The sequence below is a fragment of the Acinetobacter sp. ANC 3813 genome (assembly GCF_002135435.1).
Lineage (GTDB): Bacteria > Pseudomonadota > Gammaproteobacteria > Pseudomonadales > Moraxellaceae > Acinetobacter.
Map to the genome: position 1 here is coordinate 1 of NZ_NEGK01000011.1, position 19673 is coordinate 19673.

Annotated in this window: 20 protein-coding genes and 1 pseudogene; 16 read left to right on the top strand and 5 right to left on the bottom strand. The window is 42.5% G+C overall.

Features of this window, described 5'->3' with window-relative positions; genetic code table 11:
• Positions 1 to 183 (top strand): annotated as a pseudogene (locus tag B9T34_RS15285) (hypothetical protein); the annotation flags it as partial.
• Between the two features lie 150 nt (positions 184 to 333).
• Here B9T34_RS15285 and B9T34_RS19070 read toward each other — a convergent pair.
• The gene (locus tag B9T34_RS19070) at positions 334 to 483 is read right to left on the bottom strand and encodes a hypothetical protein (protein ID WP_086214000.1); all 150 of its coding nucleotides are present in this window, start codon (positions 481 to 483) and stop codon (positions 334 to 336) included.
• Between the two features lie 512 nt (positions 484 to 995).
• Between B9T34_RS19070 and B9T34_RS15295 the strand changes: the two genes are divergently transcribed.
• The 3 genes from B9T34_RS15295 (at position 996) to B9T34_RS15305 (ending at position 3376) form a co-directional block, all read left to right on the top strand.
• A complete protein-coding gene (locus B9T34_RS15295) occupies positions 996 to 2000 on the top strand; it encodes an LLM class flavin-dependent oxidoreductase (protein ID WP_086214001.1) in 1005 nt (334 codons plus the stop codon).
• Between the two features lie 158 nt (positions 2001 to 2158).
• On the top strand, positions 2159 to 2623 hold the full coding sequence (gene yiaA / locus B9T34_RS15300) for an inner membrane protein YiaA (protein ID WP_086214002.1): 465 nt from the start codon (positions 2159 to 2161) through the stop codon (positions 2621 to 2623).
• 186 nt (positions 2624 to 2809) lie between these two features.
• Positions 2810 to 3376, top strand: a complete 567-nt coding sequence (locus B9T34_RS15305; RefSeq protein WP_086214003.1) for a flavoprotein — start codon at positions 2810 to 2812, stop codon at positions 3374 to 3376.
• A gap of 292 nt (positions 3377 to 3668) precedes the next feature.
• On the opposite strand, the gene B9T34_RS15310 is transcribed toward B9T34_RS15305, so the two are convergent.
• A complete protein-coding gene (locus tag B9T34_RS15310; protein ID WP_086214004.1) occupies positions 3669 to 4505 on the bottom strand; it encodes a pyruvate, water dikinase regulatory protein in 837 nt (278 codons plus the stop codon).
• 153 nt (positions 4506 to 4658) lie between these two features.
• On the opposite strand from B9T34_RS15310, the gene ppsA reads away from it, so the two are divergent.
• The 12 genes from ppsA to alr all read left to right on the top strand — a co-directional run bounded on the left by ppsA (position 4659) and on the right by alr (position 17468).
• Entirely contained in the window at positions 4659 to 7037 is a 2379-nt protein-coding gene (gene ppsA / locus B9T34_RS15315) for a phosphoenolpyruvate synthase (protein WP_086214005.1), read from the top strand.
• Positions 7038 to 7118: 81 nt separating this feature from the next.
• Positions 7119 to 7907, top strand: coding sequence for an RDD family protein (locus tag B9T34_RS15320; protein ID WP_086214006.1), 789 nt, complete (start codon positions 7119 to 7121; stop codon positions 7905 to 7907).
• A 304-nt stretch (positions 7908 to 8211) separates the two neighbouring features.
• A complete protein-coding gene (gene cyoA / locus B9T34_RS15325) occupies positions 8212 to 9288 on the top strand; it encodes a ubiquinol oxidase subunit II (RefSeq protein ID WP_086214007.1) in 1077 nt (358 codons plus the stop codon).
• Between the two features lie 3 nt (positions 9289 to 9291).
• A complete protein-coding gene (cyoB, locus tag B9T34_RS15330; RefSeq protein ID WP_086214008.1) occupies positions 9292 to 11280 on the top strand; it encodes a cytochrome o ubiquinol oxidase subunit I in 1989 nt (662 codons plus the stop codon).
• A gap of 4 nt (positions 11281 to 11284) precedes the next feature.
• On the top strand, positions 11285 to 11905 hold the full coding sequence (gene cyoC, locus B9T34_RS15335; protein WP_086214009.1) for a cytochrome o ubiquinol oxidase subunit III: 621 nt from the start codon (positions 11285 to 11287) through the stop codon (positions 11903 to 11905).
• Positions 11902 to 12231 (top strand): cytochrome o ubiquinol oxidase subunit IV, encoded by a 330-nt coding sequence (gene cyoD, locus B9T34_RS15340; protein WP_026253413.1) that lies wholly within the window; start codon positions 11902 to 11904, stop codon positions 12229 to 12231. The genes cyoC and cyoD overlap by 4 nt, the downstream gene beginning before the upstream one ends.
• A 10-nt stretch (positions 12232 to 12241) precedes the next feature.
• The gene (cyoE, locus tag B9T34_RS15345; RefSeq protein ID WP_086214010.1) at positions 12242 to 13120 is read left to right on the top strand and encodes a heme o synthase; all 879 of its coding nucleotides are present in this window, start codon (positions 12242 to 12244) and stop codon (positions 13118 to 13120) included.
• 504 nt (positions 13121 to 13624) lie between these two features.
• Entirely contained in the window at positions 13625 to 14011 is a 387-nt protein-coding gene (gene rpsF / locus B9T34_RS15350) for a 30S ribosomal protein S6 (protein WP_086214011.1), read from the top strand.
• Positions 14012 to 14023: 12 nt separating this feature from the next.
• Positions 14024 to 14251 carry a 30S ribosomal protein S18 gene (rpsR, locus tag B9T34_RS15355; RefSeq protein ID WP_054582282.1) on the top strand — a complete coding sequence of 76 codons (228 nt, stop codon included), beginning with the start codon at positions 14024 to 14026 and terminating at the stop codon, positions 14249 to 14251.
• A 9-nt stretch (positions 14252 to 14260) separates the two neighbouring features.
• A complete protein-coding gene (rplI, locus tag B9T34_RS15360; protein ID WP_086214012.1) occupies positions 14261 to 14707 on the top strand; it encodes a 50S ribosomal protein L9 in 447 nt (148 codons plus the stop codon).
• 206 nt (positions 14708 to 14913) lie between these two features.
• Complete coding sequence (dnaB, locus tag B9T34_RS15365; protein ID WP_086214013.1) at positions 14914 to 16344, top strand: replicative DNA helicase; 1431 nt, start codon at positions 14914 to 14916, stop codon at positions 16342 to 16344.
• 50 nt (positions 16345 to 16394) lie between these two features.
• Positions 16395 to 17468 (top strand): alanine racemase, encoded by a 1074-nt coding sequence (gene alr / locus B9T34_RS15370; RefSeq protein WP_086214014.1) that lies wholly within the window; start codon positions 16395 to 16397, stop codon positions 17466 to 17468.
• Positions 17469 to 17525: 57 nt separating this feature from the next.
• Here the strand turns inward: alr and B9T34_RS15375 are convergent, their stop codons facing one another.
• The 3 genes from B9T34_RS15375 to B9T34_RS15385 are packed head-to-tail and all read right to left on the bottom strand — an operon-like array spanning position 17526 to position 19656.
• On the bottom strand, positions 17526 to 18260 hold the full coding sequence (locus B9T34_RS15375; RefSeq protein WP_086214015.1) for a proteasome-type protease: 735 nt from the start codon (positions 18258 to 18260) through the stop codon (positions 17526 to 17528).
• A 17-nt stretch (positions 18261 to 18277) separates the two neighbouring features.
• Positions 18278 to 19057, bottom strand: a complete 780-nt coding sequence (locus B9T34_RS15380) for a transglutaminase family protein (RefSeq protein ID WP_086214016.1) — start codon at positions 19055 to 19057, stop codon at positions 18278 to 18280.
• Positions 19054 to 19656, bottom strand: a complete 603-nt coding sequence (locus B9T34_RS15385) for an alpha-E domain-containing protein (protein ID WP_086214017.1) — start codon at positions 19654 to 19656, stop codon at positions 19054 to 19056. The genes B9T34_RS15380 and B9T34_RS15385 overlap by 4 nt, the downstream gene beginning before the upstream one ends.
• Positions 19657 to 19673: the final 17 nt, after the last annotated feature.

Genomic DNA, 19673 nt, shown 5'->3' on the forward strand with positions numbered 1-19673 from the left:
GGGGGTGCGGTTTTAGGAAAAAAAGTCAGCGAAGACCGCCGTTATGATGATGAACGTTATGACCGCAACTATAATAATAGCCGCGGCTACCGTTCAAACAACTACCGTTACAACGACCGCGGATATTACAGCAACGATAATGGCCGCCATCTAGGCCATTATAAAAATGGCAAACGCCGTTAAGCACAACTAGCGCATACTCATTCAGCTGAGTACGCAATTTAAAAAAGCACCTCATTCAGGTGCTTTTTTTTGGCCTTATTCCACTGACCCAGATTTACGAGTCTCAAACTGAGATCAATCTGAATCAAAAACAATATGCAGTTTTAATGCTTAATAATGAGCTTTCTTTTTAGCGCCGCCATCTGATTTATTGACCGTTGCCCATTCAATCCGCTCTACCTCTTCTTCTGAAAGTCCACGCACCTTTTCCGACGCTATAATGTGCCGAGCCTGCCTTTTCTGCTTGGCAGAATTGCAGATTTATCATCTGGCAGCATATTCACACTCCCCCCTAAATATCTGCAGCTCATATTCCTAAATCAATTGCTTCATCGCCCACGCCAAGTATTGCATTCAATCTAGCGCATCTCTTTATTCATTTTTGATTTTGATCTAAAGCAATATACAGTCCTGCATTAGACTTACATACTGAAATCGGCCATTAAAATGGTCATTTCTTGCTGCAATTTTTCTATTAACAGCAAGATTCTTTACTCACAGATCTGCTCTATAGCTGTTTAAATATAGACTGAATCATCGACTGAACCCTTTCTATCGCATTATTTAATTTTCTAAGCGACTACATCTTGCTAGCAAATATAAACCCTGCACAAATCCAAATACGCGCCCTCCTCCTCACCAAGAAAAAAATTAAAAACCGTATTAAAAAATGCAGCTTATTTTATATTGCAGCATTCATATCGAAATAAATCGATATACATCACAGCACTTATATCGTATTATTTCGATATAGATAAATTCAGAGAACTGATATGCGTTCATTGCAAGAAACAAAATTTTCTATCTTAGAGCTTGCGCCTGTTAGAGAAAATAAGAGCATACAAGATGCGCTGCATCATGCCTTGGCGCTTGCACAGCATGCAGAAAAGCTGGGCTATGAACGTATTTGGCTTGCAGAACATCACAATATGTCTGGCATTGCCAGTTCTGCTACATCAGTGTTGCTGGGTTATTTACTGGCCAACACCTCTAGCATTAAAGTCGGCTCAGGCGGTGTGATGCTGCCCAACCATGCGCCTTTAGTAATTGCAGAACAATTTGGCACATTAGAAACACTTTATCCAGGACGTGTTGAACTTGGCTTAGGCCGTGCGCCGGGTACAGACCAAGCAACCATGCGTGCATTGCGCCGCGGTCATCAAGAAACTGAAGATCAATTTCCGCGTGATGTGGCTGAAATTCTGCACTACTTTAAAGACCCTACACCCACACAGCGCATTATTGCGACACCAGGCCAAAGTACTCATGTTCCTGTCTGGCTGCTTGGTTCAAGCTTGTTCAGCGCTCAGCTGGCAGCACAATTAGGCCTGCCTTATTCATTTGCTTCGCATTTTGCACCACGTATGCTTGGTCAAGCCATTCAGCTCTACAGAGATAATTTCACGCCATCTGAGTATTTAGATAAGCCTTATATCTCTATGGGTGTACCAGCTATCATTGCCGAAACGGATGAAGAAGCTCACTATTTAGCGTCAACGCCTTATCAGCGCATATTAAGCATGATTCGCGGCACACGCGGCAAACTTAAACCGCCTGTAGATAACATCAACGAACTGTGGTCTCCAGCCGAAAAACAATATGTTGATAATTTCTATGCCGTTGGGCAAATTGGTTCACCAGAAAAAGTAAAGGCCGGCTTAAAAGCTTTACTGGAAAAATATGATGTCGATGAATTGATCTTCACCTGTGATATTTATGACACAGCAAAACGGCTCAAAAGCTTTGAATACCTGATGGACATAAAAGCGCAGCCTTAAAAAAACTCCCGCCATCTATTGAAAAAGCACTGCACTCCGCAGTGCTTTTCTTTTCATACATCTGCCGTTCGCAACTGTTGCACAAAAGAGCATTGCATTCCTCATCCTTTACAGCATAATCAAAGCATAACAATGAAAATTAAACGTAGGAACAGCGTATGAATCAATACATTAACAAACCAACGCCTGCCTTTGTGGCAGCCAGCTGGGTTGCATTGCTTGCTGGCGGCGCTGCTTACTGTATTGGACTTTTTAATGCCAATATGATGCTGAATGAAAAAGGCTATTATCTGATTTTAATTTTATATGGGCTATTTGCTGCAGTTTCCCTGCAAAAGATCATCCGCGATAAACTTGAAGGCGTTCATGTCACCCATATTTACTATGGGCTTTGCTGGGCCTCCGTTGCGATCTGCATTTTCCTGCTGGGTGTAGGCCTCTTTAACGCCTCATTGAGTTTGAGTGAAAAAGGCTTTTACATCATGTCTTTTTTACTCAGTTTATTTGGCGCGGTCGCAGTGCAGAAAAATATCCGTGACATGGAATATTTACGCCAGCACAATCAAAGCGAACTTTTAGAACTTTCCAACTCTAAAGCTATGCCTGAGCATGACGACGAATAATATAGGCAATAGTTTCACAATCATCTGCATAGTCATCATTCATGCCGTTCTCGATGGCTATGCACAATCACATTCCGCGATGACTGTTCAGACGCAAAACTTTACTTTACCTGCCGTTTAATCTTCGCTATCAATATACCTGCATATAATTCGAACGATCAAAAGAAAATATAACGGACTATTGATATGAACACATTTGAACAGGATCACCCTTATCCCGTCTTTAAAAACCTAACTGCGGATTTTGCAGGGTTTGAAGGCAGTCTAGTCGAATCCAGCCAAATCAAACATACAGATTTTACAGGTAAAAATGTCGCCATCATCAATATTGATCAGGACTCCGCCTCACAGCTTTCCGAACTATGCAATCAAGCTGCTCAAGTTGCAGTGTTTCAAATTCACCCGCATTTTGTCCTGCCTAAAACAGAACGTTTTACACAAAAATTAATCCGGCACCCATTGTTTGCTAAAAACCGCCGGCTTTTTAATAACCGGGTTAAAAGCCTGCTGGCTTTACGATTTTTAGAAGATCAAGTCAAAGACACTTGGCTCAAACATTTGCTCATGCCAAATACAGCATTGCAGAACAAAACCTTTATAAAAGCAGACCACTATTATTCGGCTTTACAGCGCGCAAACTGTACACTGGTCACGTGGCCCATCATCAAAATTCACAGCCTTGGCATTCAAGCAGTCAATGGTCATATCTATGCCTGTGACTGCATTATCTATAACCCCAATGAAAAACTGTAATGACAAACGCATACTTTCTCAGATAAAAGCTCTAAATTTAAATGAAGGCAAACTTTCATTTCTGCTTCACCCATTTCATCAATAGGCTAAGTATTAAAATGTTTTTGCCCCAACCAGAGCTATTGAAGAGTGTTTTCAGCGCTTGCTTAGACACCCAAAAATGGTATTTAGATATTAAATGAAATAAATGAAGGTATTTTTTAAAGATATAATCATATTATTTATATATGAGCAGATAGGTTATTTTTATAATAAATGGGCCACATCAGTGGCCCATTTATGGCTTCAATGATTACCCAATGCGGCGTTTCAGGCCGGTCATTTGCAGAACGCGCGTAGAAATTTCCTCAATCGACATCTCAGAAACATTCAGATATTTAATGCCTTCCGAAATATAAATCCCCTCAATTGCACGTAATTCCATCTGGCATTGACTAAAACTTGCATAACGGCTGTTCGCTTTTCGCTCACTGCGGATTGCAACCAGACGATCCGCATCAATCATTAAGCCAAAAAGTTTTTGTTTATGCGGTCGAAGTACCGCTGGAAGACGGTTATCGTCTAAATCTTCTTCAGTTAATGGGTAATTCGCTACACGTATGCCAAACTGTAATGACAAATAAATTGATGTCGGTGTTTTACCCGAACGCGACACACCAATTAAGATCAAATCAGCCTTGTCATAGTGACGTGTACGCGCGCCATCATCGTTATCTAAAGCAAAATGAACCGCATCAATACGCGCTTTATAAGACTCAGAATCCGTCACTGCATGCGTCTGTCCGACTAAAGTCGTAGGCGATGTACCTAACTCATCCGACAATTTACTAATAAGCCCCTCAAAAACATCAAGATTTATTGCATCCGCAGTGTTAATAATATCACGGACATACGGGTCAACTAAGGTATCAAAAACCAAGGGCTTTTGACCTTCTTTTTGTGAGCGCTGATTGATCTCTGCAACCACATTCATAGCGGCTTCTTCAGAGGTAATATAAGGGATAATATGAATGTCAAAATCAACATGCGGAAACTGCGCAAGCAGCGAGTGCCCAAGGGTTTCAGCTGTAATTGCAGTACCATCGGAAATAAAAAAAACACTGCGCTGAATTTGTTTACCTTCGGACATTAAATTTCTCCTCAAATATTTGTCTAAGTGCTATATAATCTTTATAGTAAGCCATCTTACATGACTATGACTTAGTTGAAATAAAAAGCTAAGTTTTTTGATATAATTTCATGCCAAGATAGTGATTAATACTGCAAAAGTGGAGTAACAACTTTGGAAGCGCGCGTAATTGGTCTAGAAAAATTAGGAAAGCACGACGTAGAACTCGTGGGCGGTAAAAACTCGTCTCTGGGCGAAATGATCAGTCATTTATCAAATGCTGGCGTTTCTGTTCCTGGCGGTTTTGCCACTACTGCTGAAGCTTATCGTGAATTCCTTGAGAAAAGCGGCCTAAACGCTAAAATCAACGCAGAGCTTTCAGCTCTAGACGTTGATGACGTTAATGCTCTTGCTGAGACAGGTGCAAAAATCCGTCAATGGATCATCGAGTCTCCTCTTACACCAGAACTTGAAAAAGAAGTTCGCGACGCTTTTGCAGAGCTTTCAAACGGCAATCCTGATATTGCGGTTGCAGTTCGTTCATCTGCAACTGCAGAAGACTTGCCTGACGCATCTTTTGCTGGACAGCAAGAAACTTTCTTAAATATTCGCGGCATTGACAACGTTCTAGTCGCAATTAAAGAAGTTTTTGCTTCACTTTATAACGACCGCGCAATTTCTTACCGCGTACACCAAAACTTTGCTCATGACGTTGTAGCATTGTCTGCAGGTATCCAGCGTATGGTTCGCTCGGAAACTGGCGCAGCAGGTGTAATGTTCACTCTAGATACAGAATCAGGCTTCCGTGATGCTGTATTCATTACCGCTTCCTACGGTTTGGGTGAAATGGTTGTACAGGGTGCAGTAAACCCAGACGAATTCTATGTTTCTAAGCCGCTTCTACGTAACGGCAAACATGCTGTACTTCGCCGCAATCTTGGTTCAAAGCACCAAAAAATGATTTACGGTGAAGAAGGCGCTGCAGGTAAATCTGTCGTTGTTGTCGACGTAGAAAAAACTGAACGTCAACAATTCGCGCTAAATGACCATGAACTTCAAGAACTTGCTAAACAAGCATTGATTATTGAAGAGCACTATCAATCTCCGATGGATATTGAATGGGCTAAAGACGGCGATGACGGTTTAATCTACATCGTTCAAGCGCGTCCAGAAACTGTAAAAAGCCGTGAAAATGTCGGCACAATGGAACGCTACCTGCTTAAGCAAAAAGGCACAGTAATCTGCGAAGGCCGTTCAATTGGTCAACGTATCGGTTCTGGTAAAGTACGTGTTGTGACGTCTATTAAAGAAATGGACAAAGTACAGCCGGGCGACGTTCTTGTTTCAGACATGACTGACCCAGACTGGGAACCAGTAATGAAACGCGCTGCTGCAATCGTAACTAACCGCGGCGGCCGTACTTGCCACGCTGCGATTATTGCCCGCGAACTTGGTGTTCCAGCAATCGTTGGTTGCGGCAACGCAACTGAAGTATTGACTGATGGTCAAGAAGTGACTGTTTCATGTGCAGAAGGTGATACAGGCTTCATCTACGAAGGTTCTTTAGACTTTGAAGTACAAAAGAACTCTGTAGAATCTATGCCTAAGCTTCCGTTCAAAATCATGATGAACGTCGGCAACCCTGACCGCGCATTTGACTTTGCTCAAATTCCTAACGAAGGTATTGGCCTTGCACGTCTAGAATTCATCATCAACCGTATGATTGGTGTGCATCCTAAAGCGCTTCTTAACATTGACAGCCTGCCACGTGAAACTCGCGCAGCTGTAATGGCGCGTACTGCAGGCTACTCTTCTCCAATCGAATTCTATGTAGAAAAATTGGTTGAAGGTATCTCTACACTCGCTGCAGCTTTCGCTGACAAACCAGTTATTGTTCGTATGTCTGACTTTAAGTCTAACGAATACGCAAACTTAATTGGCGGTAAACTGTACGAGCCAGAAGAAGAAAACCCAATGCTGGGCTTCCGTGGCGCTAGCCGTTATGTGTCTGACAACTTCCGTGACTGCTTCGAATTAGAATGCCGCGCACTGAAAAAAGCGCGTGACGAAATGGGCTTAACCAATATTCAAATCATGATTCCATTCGTCCGTACTGTAAACGAAGCGAAACGTGTAATTGAATTATTGGCGCAAAACGGTCTTAAACGCGGTGAAAACGGCCTTAAAGTCATCATGATGTGCGAATTGCCTACCAATGCATTACTTGCAGAGCAATTCCTTGAGCACTTCGATGGTTTCTCTATCGGTTCTAACGACTTGACTCAGTTAACACTTGGTCTAGACCGTGACTCTGGTATCGTATCTCACCTGTTTGACGAACGTGATGCGGCTGTGAAAGTTCTTCTTTCAATGGCAATCCATGCATGCCGCAAAGCGGGCAAATACGTAGGTATTTGCGGTCAAGGCCCTTCTGACCATCCTGACCTTGCAAAATGGCTCATGGAACAAGGTATTGAATCTGTTTCGCTAAACCCAGACTCTGTTTTAGACACTTGGTTCTTCCTGTCTGAAGAAAAAGCTCAACAAGCTTAAGTTTCTGTGTTAAAAAAAGACCCACATGTGGGTCTTTTTTTTCATCTATACTTTTTTATACGTTTTTGAGATTTTAGTTTTATGCAAATTTACTTGGCGCGAAATAATCAGCAAGCCGGACCTTACAGCCTTGAGCAGCTCAATCAAATGCTCGCAAGCCAGCAAGTGCTTCTAACCGACCTTGCTTGGCACCAAGGCATGGCTGAGTGGAAAGCTTTGGGTGAACTCACACAAGGAAAATCCGCATACCACCCAGAAGGCTACAATGCGCCTGCAGCTGAACAGCCCTTCCCATCTGCACAACCTGTCAACGATGCTGTACAAAATCAAAATACAGCGAAACCGAATGCATCACAGCAGGTACTTGCATCCATTCCAAGCCGCGTACTCGCTAAAATTGTCGATTTACTGCTTTGGGTGCCCGCAACCTACATCCTTACAGGTTTCTTTTCTAAAGAAGAATCACAGCAATTTAATGCCTTGAATGTGCAATTTATTGAAGCAGTCATGGGCACTACAGCCAACCCGGCACTGGCTCAGGAACTGCAAAATAAAATGGTGGAAATGTTCTCTCAGCAAGCTTGGTTTGCAATGGGTGCTTACCTATTCATTATGCTGGCAGTACAGGCTTACCTAATTGCAAAATCAGGACAATCCATCGGCAAAAAAATCACCAAAATTAAGATTGTAGATGCGGAAAACGGTGAAAAAACAACACTGCTGCGCGCATTCACATTGCGCAGTGTATTTTTCGTTTTCTTGAATTTTGTCTTTTTATTTAGTGCAATTATCGACCTTGCCTTTGGCTTAGGCCAAAAACGCCAAACCTTGCACGATAAAATCGCCAAGACCAAGGTCATAAAGCAATAATTTTATCCTTTTAAAAAAGAGATGATTTTTTCATCTCTTTTTCCACAGCATATTGAAATTAAAATAGAATTATTAAAAAAAATCCTTAATCCCGACCGGCAAAATCGGTTTTTATAACAGTCATTTAAAGCATCTTTATGTATAGCTTAGTTGGTCGATATGAGGCATAATGCCCTACAACGTAGCGGTGTCTCATGATTGAGAAGGATTTTCTATGTCTATAAGAAAAGTTCTCAATCATGCGACACTATAATCGCTATCCCATATTTAATTAGGGAATGGGACTCTTCACCGAGGTTGTAAAATGAGACAAACGATTTTAGCTGTATTGTCTTTATCTGCGATGGCTGCACTCTTAACTGGGTGTGGCGGTGATATGGTACTTCTAAACTCAAAAGGTCCAGTAGCACAAGGTCAATCTGATCTTATGATGACTGCGATCTATTTAATGCTTCTAGTGGTGATTCCATCAGCACTTATGGCAGTTTGGTTTGGCTGGAAATATCGCGCATCGAATAAAGATGCAGACTATAAACCTACATGGGCACACTCTACTGCGATTGAAGTTGTAGTATGGGGTATCCCTGTCATTATTATTGGTATTTTAGCTTGGTTAACTTGGTGGGGCTCCCACAAGTATGACCCATACCGTCCAATTGAGTCAGACAAAGCTCCTTTAACTGTTCAAGTTATTGCTGAACAGTTCAAATGGATCTTCATCTACCCAGAACAGAACATTGCGACCGTTAACGAAATGCGTTTCCCTGAGAAAACTCCGGTAAGCCTTCGCTTGACGTCTAACTTCACAATGAACTCGTTCTTCATCCCTGCATTATCTGGTCAGATTTATGCAATGGCGGGTATGCAGACTCACCTGAACTTCTTAGCAAATGAAACTAGCCCAGCTGAAGGCTACCGCGGTTTCTCTTCTAACTATTCAGGTTATGGCTTCTCACAAATGCGCTTCCGCGCTCACTCTGTGACTGAAGCTCAGTTTGCTGAATGGGTAAATGCAGTTAAAGCTGGTAACGGTACTTCAATTAACCCTGAAGCAGTTCAAAAAGCTGTTTTAGACCAAGCTGAATTTGCAACCTTACGTGACGGCAACCGTTCTAAGCATCAAATTGAAGCAATGGTTGCTCACGCTGAAACTGAAAAGCAAAAAGAAGCAGCAGCTCTAGCTGAAGCAGAAGGTCCATATCCTACTAAGCCACATCCTGTGACTTATTACTCTTCAGTTGAACCTAAATTGTTCGAATCTGTCATTAACAAATACATGAGCAACTACCACGGTGCTGATCACTCAGCAGCGGGTCACGAAGCAGCAGCTTCTGAAGCTCATGCAAATGCAGATCACGCGACTGCTTCTGTAGGGGAATAAGACATGAGCTTATTAGGTAAGTTAGGCCCAGATTCAATTCCACACGATCCAATCGTGCTGGTCACTGTGGCTATGATGGTCCTAGGCGGTATCGCAGTTGTTGCGGGTATCACCTACTTCAAAAAGTGGAACTACCTGTGGACTGAATGGTTCACATCTGTAGACCACAAAAAAATTGGTATCATGTATATCTTCGTATCTATTGTCATGCTTGTGCGTGGCTTTGCCGATGCGATCATGATGCGTCTTCAGCTGTTCCTTGCGAAGGGCGGCGGCGAAGGCTACCTACACCCAGAACATTACGACCAGATCTTCACTGCCCACGGCGTGATCATGATCTTCTTCGTAGCAATGGGTCTAGTTGTTGGTTTAATGAACGTTGCTGTACCGCTTCAAATCGGTGCGCGTGACGTAGCATTCCCATTGTTAAACTCTCTAAGCTTCTGGTTATTTGCCGGCGCTGCGGGTCTAATGATGGCATCTCTTGCAATTGGTGAATTCGCTGCTACAGGCTGGATGGCTTACCCTCCACTGTCAGGCATTGAATACTCTCCAGGCGTGGGTGTGGACTACTATATTTGGGCACTTCAGATTTCTGGTCTAGGTACACTTTTAACTGGTGTTAACTTCTTCGTTACCATCATTAAAATGCGTGCGCCTGGCATGAAACTTATGGACATGCCTATTTTCACTTGGACTGCGCTTTGTACAGCTGTACTGATCATTGCTGCCTTCCCTGTGTTAACTGCAACTATTGCAATGCTTTCACTTGACCGTTACTTCGGTTTCCACTTCTTCACAAACGACATGGGCGGAAGTCCAATGCTGTACGTGAACTTGATTTGGACTTGGGGTCACCCAGAAGTTTACATTCTTGTATTGCCTGCTTTCGGTATTTACTCAGAAGTTACATCTACATTTGCACGCAAAACTTTGTTTGGCTACAAATCAATGGTGTATGCAACTGTAGCAATTACAGTATTGTCTTTCGTTGTATGGGTTCACCACTTCTTTACAATGGGTGCTGGCGCCAACGTTAACGCGTTCTTCGGCATCATGACCATGATCATTGCGATCCCTACTGGTGTGAAAATCTTCTCTTGGTTATTCACCATGTACAAGGGCCGCATCACCTTTACAACTCCAATGCTTTGGACACTTGGCTTCCTTGTGACTTTCGGTATTGGCGGTTTAACAGGCGTGTTGATGGCAGTTCCACCAGCGGACTTCTTGGTACACAACTCTTTATTCCTTATCGCTCACTTCCATAACGTAATTATTGGCGGTGTAGTATTCGCAATGTTTGCGGGCATCATCTACTACTGGCCAAAAATGTTTGGCTGGAAGCTGAATGAAGCTTGGGGTAAAGCATCTTTCTGGTTCTGGTTCTTCGGTTTCTACTTTGCATTCATGCCGCTTTATATCCTTGGTTTCATGGGTATGACTCGCCGTCTGAATACATATGACAACCCAGAATGGGATCCGTACTTAGCTATCGCATTCTTCGGTTCTATTCTGATTGCAATCGGTATCTTCTGTTTTGTTATGCAAATCGTTGTAGGCTTCCTTCAACGCCATAACAACATGGACCATACTGGCGATCCATGGGATGGCCGCGTACTTGAATGGGCTACTTCGTCTCCTGCTCCGTTCTACAACTTTGCTCACATGCCGAAAATCAATGGTATTGATACTTTCTGGACTGACAAAGAGAACGGTATCGCTTATGCGAAACCTACCAAGTATGAAGATATTCATATGCCAACAAACCGTGCTGCAGGCTTTGTAATTGCAATGTTTATTACAATTATGGGCTTCGCTTTAATCTGGCACATTTGGTGGTTAGTAGTGATTACTTTCATCGCATCAATCATCAGCTTCATCGTATCTTCATTCACTAAGAATGTTGACTACTATGTTCCAGCTGCAGAAGTTGAGCGTATTGAAAATGAACGCTATGCGATCCTTGAAAAACACTTGAAGAAGGATTAAGACGATGGCTGAAGTACTTCATCACGACAACCATGAGCATGATGATCATCACCACCATGATGATACTGACATCACTGTCTTTGGTTTCTGGACTTACTTGATGAGTGACTTGATCCTATTCGGTACACTCTTCATCGCGTTCGCTGTATTAAGCAGCCACGTTCCAATGGGAACTCCAAGTGCAAAAGAATTGTTCGGCGATACTTTAGGTTTCGTTCTAACAGAAACTTTTGCCCTGTTGATTTCTTCTGTAACGTTCGGCTTTGCTGTTCTTGCTGCATACAAGAAAAACGTTAACCAAGTTCTTACTTGGTTGGCAATTACTTGGGTATTTGGTGCTACCTTCATTGGCATGGAACTTTATGAGTTCAACCACCTAGTACACGCTGGCCACGGCCCAAGCGTAAGTGCGTTCTTATCATCGTTCTTTACTCTTGTAGGTACGCATGGTATTCACGTAACTTCAGGTTTGGTATGGATGCTTGTGTTGATGTTCCAAATCAAGAAAAATGGTTTGACACTTCCAAACACTCGCCGCCTTGCTTGCCTAAGCTTGTTCTGGCACTTCCTTGACATCGTTTGGATCTGTGTATTCAGCGTAGTTTACTTAATGGGAGTTCTATAATGAGTCACGATCATAACTCTGCTGGTGCAGCTCACGGCAACACTAAACAGTATACTATCGGTTTCATTCTGTCAGTTGTTCTAACCATTATCCCTTTCGGTATGGTTATGGCTGGCGGATTTGGACGCGGTCTGCTAGTTACTGTGATTGCAATTACAGCTGTTGCTCAGATCCTTGTGCAGTTGATTTATTTCCTGCATATGAACTCTTCTTCAGAACAGCGCTGGAACGTTATTGCATTCGTGTATACGATTCTAACCGTTGCTATTCTGCTTGTAGGTTCTGTTTGGATTATGAACTACCTGCACTACAACATGATGATCTAAACTGGTCATCATGCTGAAAAAGTATTTATTCCTGACTAAACCAGGAATTCTCTTTGGTAACTTCGTTACCACTCTGGGCGGCTTCTTTTTAGCCGCTCAGGGGTCTGTAGATTTCCTCCTCCTTCTCATCACCCTGCTCGGTACAACTTTAGTTGTCGCTTCTGGCTGTGTTGTCAACAACGTCATTGATCAAGATATTGATCAAAAGATGGAACGGACAATGAACCGCGCATTGGTCAAAAAAACCATCAGCCCTTCTGTTGCACTGACATTTTCTGCTGTGCTTGGAATTGTAGGTTTTGCCCTACTGTGGTTCTTTGTCAATGCCTATGCTTTTGGCTTCGCTGTACTTGGTTTTGTGGTTTATGTAATTTTTTACAGTCTTTGGAGCAAACGTACTTCTATTCACCAAACAGTGATTGGCAGTATCTCTGGCGCAAGCCCTCCTGTAATCGGCTATACCGCTGTTTCAAATGAATTTGACGTTGCTGCGCTGCTAATTTTCTTAGCTTATGCGTTATGGCAAATGCCGCATTCATGGGGAATTGCTGTTTACCGATTTAATGACTATAAAAATGCCGGCATTCCAATTCTGCCTGTAGCGCGTTCAATTTTCCGTACGAAAGTTGAGAGCTTGATTTACGTCTTGCTGTTCGCTGCCGTCTTAAATGGTTTGTATTGTTTTGGCTACACCAACATGTTCTTTTTAATCACCTTTAATGCACTGTGTGCTTACTGGGTGTATTTATCGATCATTGGTTTCAAAGCTGAAAACGATCAGGTTTGGGCGAAACGCTATTTCTTATATTCGGTAATCTTAATTACTGCGCTAAGTTTCAGCTTCAGTTTCAGCTACATCTCACCTGCACCGCATTTGCCGCTGTTTTAAAAAAGATAGAGTTCTCTCTATCTTTTTTTGCCTTACATCTTTTCAGCTGCATTCATATCAAAATAAAAACGTCCTTATTTGCAAATGATCTTAAGTCATAAACTCCTGATTACGCGCAATTCAGGTCACTTGTGAAAAATTATCCCACCCTACCCTAAAAATTTTAAATTCATGAGATTAAGCCACTCATCAAATTATAAAATTTGATTGAAAGATATCTCTCTAATTAAGCTTTTCTATAAAATTTACACGGCTAAACATTAAATAAAGCTGATCTTCATTTTAAGCATGTTACAAACTTGCGTATGTTCTAATATTCTTGTTACGCAGCTCAGCCAAAATATATAATCTTTAAAAAATGCAGGCTTTTTAACCCCATGCCTTGTATTCTGTGCTCAAACACACTAAAATTCATGCTTCGCAAATTTTGCGGCGCAACTTCGGTTGTGACTCCTTGCTTCTGACAATCGCGTCAGGGGCTGTATAATCCGTAAGGAGCTGACAATGCGTCATTACGAAATCGTACTTTTAGTACACCCAGATCAAAGCGATCAAGTGGTTGGTATGGTAGAACGCTATATCTCTCACATCAAAGACGCTGAAGGTCAAATTCACCGTCTTGAAGATTGGGGCCGTCGTCAATTGGCTTACCCAATTAACAAAATTCACAAAGCTCACTACATTCTTATGAATGTTGAGTGTGGTCAAACTACTCTTGATGAGCTAGAAGAATTGTTCCGTTACAACGATGCAATTATTCGTAGCCTAGTTATTCGTCGTGAAAACGCGATCACTGAAGAGTCTTTATTGGCTAAGAGTGCTGAAGAAAAACGCGCGCGTAAAGCTCAGCGTGAAGAAGCACAACAAGCTAACGACTCTGCTGAAGCATAAGGAGAACACTACATGGCACGTTTTTACCGTCGTCGCAAGTTCTGCCGCTTTACAGCTGAGAACGTAACGTACATCGACTACAAAGATATCGACACTTTAAAACAGTACATCACTGAAAACGGCAAAATTGTTCCTAGCCGTATTACAGGTACTAAAGCTCGTTACCAACGTCAATTGGCGTTAGCGATCAAACAAGCTCGTTACTTGTCTTTGATTGCTTACACTGACAATCATAAGTGAGGTTGAGCTGTGGATATTATTTTATTACAACGTGTTAAAAACCTTGGTAAATTAGGCGATAAAGTATCAGTTAAAGCTGGTTATGGCCGTAACTTCCTTATCCCTCAGGGTATCGCAGTTGCTGCAACAGAATCAAATACTGCTGCTTTTGAAGCTCGTCGCGCTGAACTTGAAAAGCAAGAAGCTGATATTTTAGCTGCTGCTCAAGCACGTGCTGACCAATTGAACGAAGTAAATATCGTAATCACTGCGAAAGCTGGTGACGAAGGTAAATTATTCGGTTCAATCGGTACTCGTGACATCGCTGATGCGTTAACGAATGCTGGTCTTGTTGTAGACCGCGCTGAAGTTCGTTTACCAAACGGTGCGCTTCGTCATACTGGCGAATTCAACATCGCAATCCAATTGCATCATGATGTTGTTGCTGAAGTTCTAGTTACTATCGTAGCTGAGTAATTTCTAGCAAAAAAAAGAGCATGCAGAAGCATGCTCTTTTTTTATCTTTAAAATTTGACTTTAGAGATCAGATTTAACTTTTGCATAATATATTCGCATTTTTTTTTAAATTGCGAGTATCATTTGCCTTGCTATTCAAGTTGAAATTAAGCGCCCATACACCATTTCTTATTTAAGCATAGACTGTATTAAAATCAGGGATTCATATGTCACAGGCGAATGCCAGCTCCAAAGCAGAAACTAAAAATAGCGAATCTGGTCAGCTAAAAGAGTTCCGTACTCCACCGCATAACCTCGCCATTGAACAAGCTGTATTGGCAGCCCTAATGACCGTAGCTGAATCTTTTGAACAAGTTGGCGATGTACTGACTGAAAATGATTTTTATGCAACCCGTCATAAATATATTTTTCGCGCAATTGATCAACTGTCTAAAGACAACTCGCCGTATGATGCTGTTTTAGTTCATGATTGGCTAACTAAGCAAAATTTGCTTGATGCCATTGGCGGTGAGGAATACCTCATGCAGCTGATGTCAGACTCCCCTTCAAGTTTTTATAACTTAGAAACCTATGCCAATAAAATTAAAGAATTCTCAACCTTAAGAAGCATGATTAAGGTGAGCTCTGAAATTCTACAAAATGCTTACGATACTAAAGGCCGTACAGTCAGCGAAATTTTAGATTTGGCAGAAACCAATATTTTTTCTATTGCCGAGCAGCATAATAACAATGCTAAAGCGCAAGGCCCTAAACCGATCAACGCAGTTGTTGCATCCGTTTTCGATAAGCTGAATGAACTGTCTCAAACCGAAGGCAGCATCACAGGCTTAACCACAGGTTTTGTAGAATTAGACAACAAAACATCAGGCATGCAAGCTGGCGATTTAATTATTGTCGCTGCCCGTCCGTCTATGGGTAAAACCACCTTTGCCATGAACTTGGTTGAAAGCGTACTCTTTAATAATAATTTGCCCGCACTGGTTTACTCCATGGAGATGCCTGCAGACTCTATTGCTATGCGTTTGATTTCATCGTTTGGACGTGTACATCAGGGGCATTTGCGTGCCGGTAAAATGGATGCCGATGAATGGTCTAAAGTGACCAGCACCATTGTGCATCTGCAGGAAAAAAGTCTTTATATTGATGACTCATCCGCACTGCCGCCAACAGAATTGCGTTCACGTGCGCGCCGAATTGCCAAAATGCATGGTGGCAAACTCGGCTGCATCATGGTCGATTATCTTCAGCTGATGAAAGTTCCAGGCATGGGCGATAACCGCGTAGGCGAGATCTCAGAAATTTCCCGAAGCTTAAAAGCATTAGCCAAAGAAATGAACTGCCCTGTAATTGCCTTATCTCAGCTTAACCGTGCACTGGAAAACCGTCCGAACAAACGCCCTGTAATGTCAGACTTACGTGAATCTGGTGCGATTGAGCAGGATGCCGATTTGATCATGTTTATTTACCGTGATGAGGTTTATAACAAAGAATCAAAAGAAGCAGGTACTGCAGAAATTATTATTGGTAAACAGCGTAATGGCCCAATTGGTACAGTTCGCCTAGCGTTTGAAGGCCAATACACCAAATTCAGCAACCTTTCACCTGAGTTTTATGCCCAGTACGATGATGAAGAATAAGTCAACTTCATCACCGCTTTTTCTTTCATGACCCTGTAGGAGTATCTAGGGTGCGCCAAGCAACAGTTTATATTGACAGTGAAGCACTGCAATATAATTTAAACCGTGTCAAACAACTTGCCCCAACCGCTAAAATCGTCAGCATGGTCAAAGCCAATGCTTACGGACATGGAGTTAAAGACTGCTTAGCAGCCTTAGCAGACAGCGATGCCTTTGGTGTCGCCTGTTTAGAAGAAGCCTTAGAAATCCGTAATTTAGGTTTTCAGCAGCCAATTACGTTGATTGAAGGCATTTTTTCAGCAGATGAAATGCAGATTGTCATCGATCAGCGCATTGAAATTGTAGTGCACCACCAGCAGCAGCTGAATTGGCTGCGCGCTCATAAAGACGCTTACATCGCAAAAGACTTAAAAGTCTGGGTTAAACTGAACAGCGGCATGAATCGCTTAGGTTTTAAAGTCCCTGAAATCATTGAAGTGATTCATCAGCTCAAAGCGGAAGGCTTGACTTGCGTTTTAGCCATGCACTTTGCCAACGCAGATGCCGACAATCATCCTTTAAATGAGCAGCAAAAAAATCAATTTTTACAGGTTAAAGAAGCATGTGCGCCTGTATTGGCTTCTTGCTGTAATTCCGCTGCGATTTTCAAATGGCCTGAATTGAATTTTGACTTTGTCCGTCCGGGCATTATGCTGTACGGCGCATCCCCTTTTGCCGATAAAACTGTACATGACTTAGACTTAAAGCCAGTGATGACCTTTAGTGCCGAAGTCATTGCACTGAATACGATTCAAGCGGGTGAGTCTGTAGGCTACGGTTCAACATTTGTTGCAGATCAAGCGATGAAGCTTGCCATTGTTTCAATTGGCTATGGTGATGGCTATCCACGCGCATTTCCAAAACAAAACTATGTAGCGATCAATGGTCAGCAGACTCGTGTCATTGGCCGTGTTGCAATGGATATGATTGCCATCGATGCAACAGGTCTAAATTTAACACTGGGTACCGAAGTTGAACTTTGGGGTAAAAACCGTTTAGTCGATGATGTTGCCGAAGCCAATGGCACCATTGGCTATGAACTGCTTTGCCGTTTAAGCGCACGTCCAGCGCGCAAGCTGAAATAATTTAAAAAATAAAAAAGCCCAGCATTCGACTGGGCTTTTTTGAATATTGAAATACAATTATTCAAAATAATCTTGCGTTGGAACAGGAAGCTCCTGTAAACCTCGTTTTAGTAATGCAGACCATTGTTTGCTGATATTTGAAAAATAAGGATCTTCTTCATAAATGCGCTTGCCGATCGGCACTTTTAAACTGTCTTTATCATAAACCAGCGCATCTAAAGGTAAACCAACAGACACATTAGAACGCAGTGTAGAATCGAATGAAATTAAGGCACAGCGCACAGCTTCATCCATTGGCATATCATAATGCAGCGCGCGGTCTAAAATCGGCTTGCCATATTTGCTTTCACCAATTTGGAAAAAAGGTGTATCAGAGGTCGCGGAGATAAAATTACCTTGCGGATATACATTATACAGCTGCATGTCAGCACCTTGGATCTGACCGCCCACCAGTAAACTGCAGTAATAATTGCTCTGTTCTACGGTATCAGCGGTGACATCCGCAATAACTTTACGCAGCGTGTGCCCCACCAGCTCTGCAACTTCAAACATGGTATTTACACTGTACAAATTCGGTTCTTGCTTGGTTTCCAGCTGATTCTGCAAATGGCCAATAACGGCCTGCGTGGTCGCTAAATTGCCAGAGGTCTGTATGACAATAAACCGTTCCCCTTGTATGCCAAAGGTATATAACTTACGAAAAACAGAAATATGATCTACACCCGCATTGGTTCGAGTGTCACTAATAAATACCATTCCGTCTTTTAAGCGCAATGCACAGCAATAAGTCATTTCCAATCCTTTCTTTACTAACAGCTGAGTACCTGAACAATTGAATTCATTGACTCAAAACCTCCTTTTTCACGGACTCCGCGCACTGGCGCAACATCCCAATAATCCCGGCCTATAGCCACGTAAATATGTGAATTTGGTCTAAAAAGCTGATTACTGACATCAAAACAATACCATGCATTATCCAAAAATACTTCTGCCCAAGCGTGACTCGCCAGATGCATGGTTTGCGGCACAAATAAATAGCCTGATGCATAGCGCGCAGGCAATCCTAAATATTTGCACATCGCAATAAATACATGACTATGATCCTGACATACACCTTGGCGGCGGCTAAAGGCCTCTTCCGCTGTCGTTGTGACCAATGTGCTTCGCGGCACATAAGGCATATGCTCAAGCAAAGCGCCTGACAAGCGCACAAGACTGTCATGATTGAGTGCAGCGGTATAAATCTGCGCAAACTGCTTCATCTCTTCACTGCAGAGTGTACAGTGTGTCGGCTGTAAAAATAAATTAGGATTTAAGCGGTCCAAAACACATGATTGGCTTTTAGGATTCAACTCAACAATGCCCTGCGCCATAATGGTCATCTGGCTATAAGGTTCACGCTGTGAACTGGTCAGCCAAATATTGCTAAAAGCATCCACCTTGCGCTCCAGTTCACCCGGCACGCTAATATTCCAATGATGCACCTGCTGGTGTGCATTCGATGACGGAATCATCTTGATGTACTGAATACTATTCTGCACTGGTGCACTATAAGAATAATGTGTTTGGTGATTGACCATTAATTTCATGCATCCGCCTCAAACATGGCTTGGATATAATCACTGAAATGATAGAACTGCATACTGCAAGGGGCTAAATTTAGCTCATCGAGCGCATCCTTCAATCCATTTGGCCCCATGCCCGACAATGCGGCAACCACATGTTTTAACTGCGCCAATGATGCGGTCATATCCTGTTTAAAACGCAGTTGACGATCCAAATCTTCCATGCACTGGCCTAAGCTGAAAAATAAAAACACCGCCTCAGGTTCGGCTTCCAATACATCTTGGCAATCCGCGGCCACATCACAGATATATCCTGCATTTTCAGTAGCGTTGCAGATCAGCTGATTCAGCTCTGCATAAGCGCCGGCGGAAAGCACACCACGCAAATCCAAAATATTATTCTGCGCATACTGGAATTGAGAAACAAAAGAGATCGGATGCTGAGGGTCAAGCACCAGCTCATTTAAAGAGCTTGCATCAAATGCCGGCAGGCAAAAAGCATGCGCATAATCCCGTGCAGCATCATCATTTTGAAAAGGATAAATACTGCATAAATACTGTGTGCGCGCTAAATAGCGCCCCAGCCAAAAAATATTTTCAGCATTGCTGTTTAATAAAATCATTACTGCTCCTTGTGTGG

Excerpts from the sequence above, each read along its gene's own strand:
- B9T34_RS15295 (WP_086214001.1), top strand. The coding sequence starts at position 996 with ATGCGTTCATTGCAAGAAACAAAATTTTCTATCTTAGAGCTTGCGCCT.
- yiaA (WP_086214002.1), top strand. The coding sequence starts at position 2,159 with ATGAATCAATACATTAACAAACCAACGCCTGCCTTTGTGGCAGCCAGC.
- B9T34_RS15305 (WP_086214003.1), top strand. The coding sequence starts at position 2,810 with ATGAACACATTTGAACAGGATCACCCTTATCCCGTCTTTAAAAACCTA.
- B9T34_RS15310 (WP_086214004.1), bottom strand. The coding sequence starts at position 4,505 with ATGTCCGAAGGTAAACAAATTCAGCGCAGTGTTTTTTTTATTTCCGAT.
- B9T34_RS15320 (WP_086214006.1), top strand. The coding sequence starts at position 7,119 with ATGCAAATTTACTTGGCGCGAAATAATCAGCAAGCCGGACCTTACAGC.
- cyoA (WP_086214007.1), top strand. The coding sequence starts at position 8,212 with ATGAGACAAACGATTTTAGCTGTATTGTCTTTATCTGCGATGGCTGCA.
- cyoB (WP_086214008.1), top strand. The coding sequence starts at position 9,292 with ATGAGCTTATTAGGTAAGTTAGGCCCAGATTCAATTCCACACGATCCA.
- cyoC (WP_086214009.1), top strand. The coding sequence starts at position 11,285 with ATGGCTGAAGTACTTCATCACGACAACCATGAGCATGATGATCATCAC.
- cyoE (WP_086214010.1), top strand. The coding sequence starts at position 12,242 with ATGCTGAAAAAGTATTTATTCCTGACTAAACCAGGAATTCTCTTTGGT.
- rpsF (WP_086214011.1), top strand. The coding sequence starts at position 13,625 with ATGCGTCATTACGAAATCGTACTTTTAGTACACCCAGATCAAAGCGAT.
- rpsR (WP_054582282.1), top strand. The coding sequence starts at position 14,024 with ATGGCACGTTTTTACCGTCGTCGCAAGTTCTGCCGCTTTACAGCTGAG.
- dnaB (WP_086214013.1), top strand. The coding sequence starts at position 14,914 with ATGTCACAGGCGAATGCCAGCTCCAAAGCAGAAACTAAAAATAGCGAA.
- B9T34_RS15375 (WP_086214015.1), bottom strand. The coding sequence starts at position 18,260 with ATGACTTATTGCTGTGCATTGCGCTTAAAAGACGGAATGGTATTTATT.
- B9T34_RS15380 (WP_086214016.1), bottom strand. The coding sequence starts at position 19,057 with ATGAAATTAATGGTCAATCACCAAACACATTATTCTTATAGTGCACCA.
- B9T34_RS15385 (WP_086214017.1), bottom strand. The coding sequence starts at position 19,656 with ATGATTTTATTAAACAGCAATGCTGAAAATATTTTTTGGCTGGGGCGC.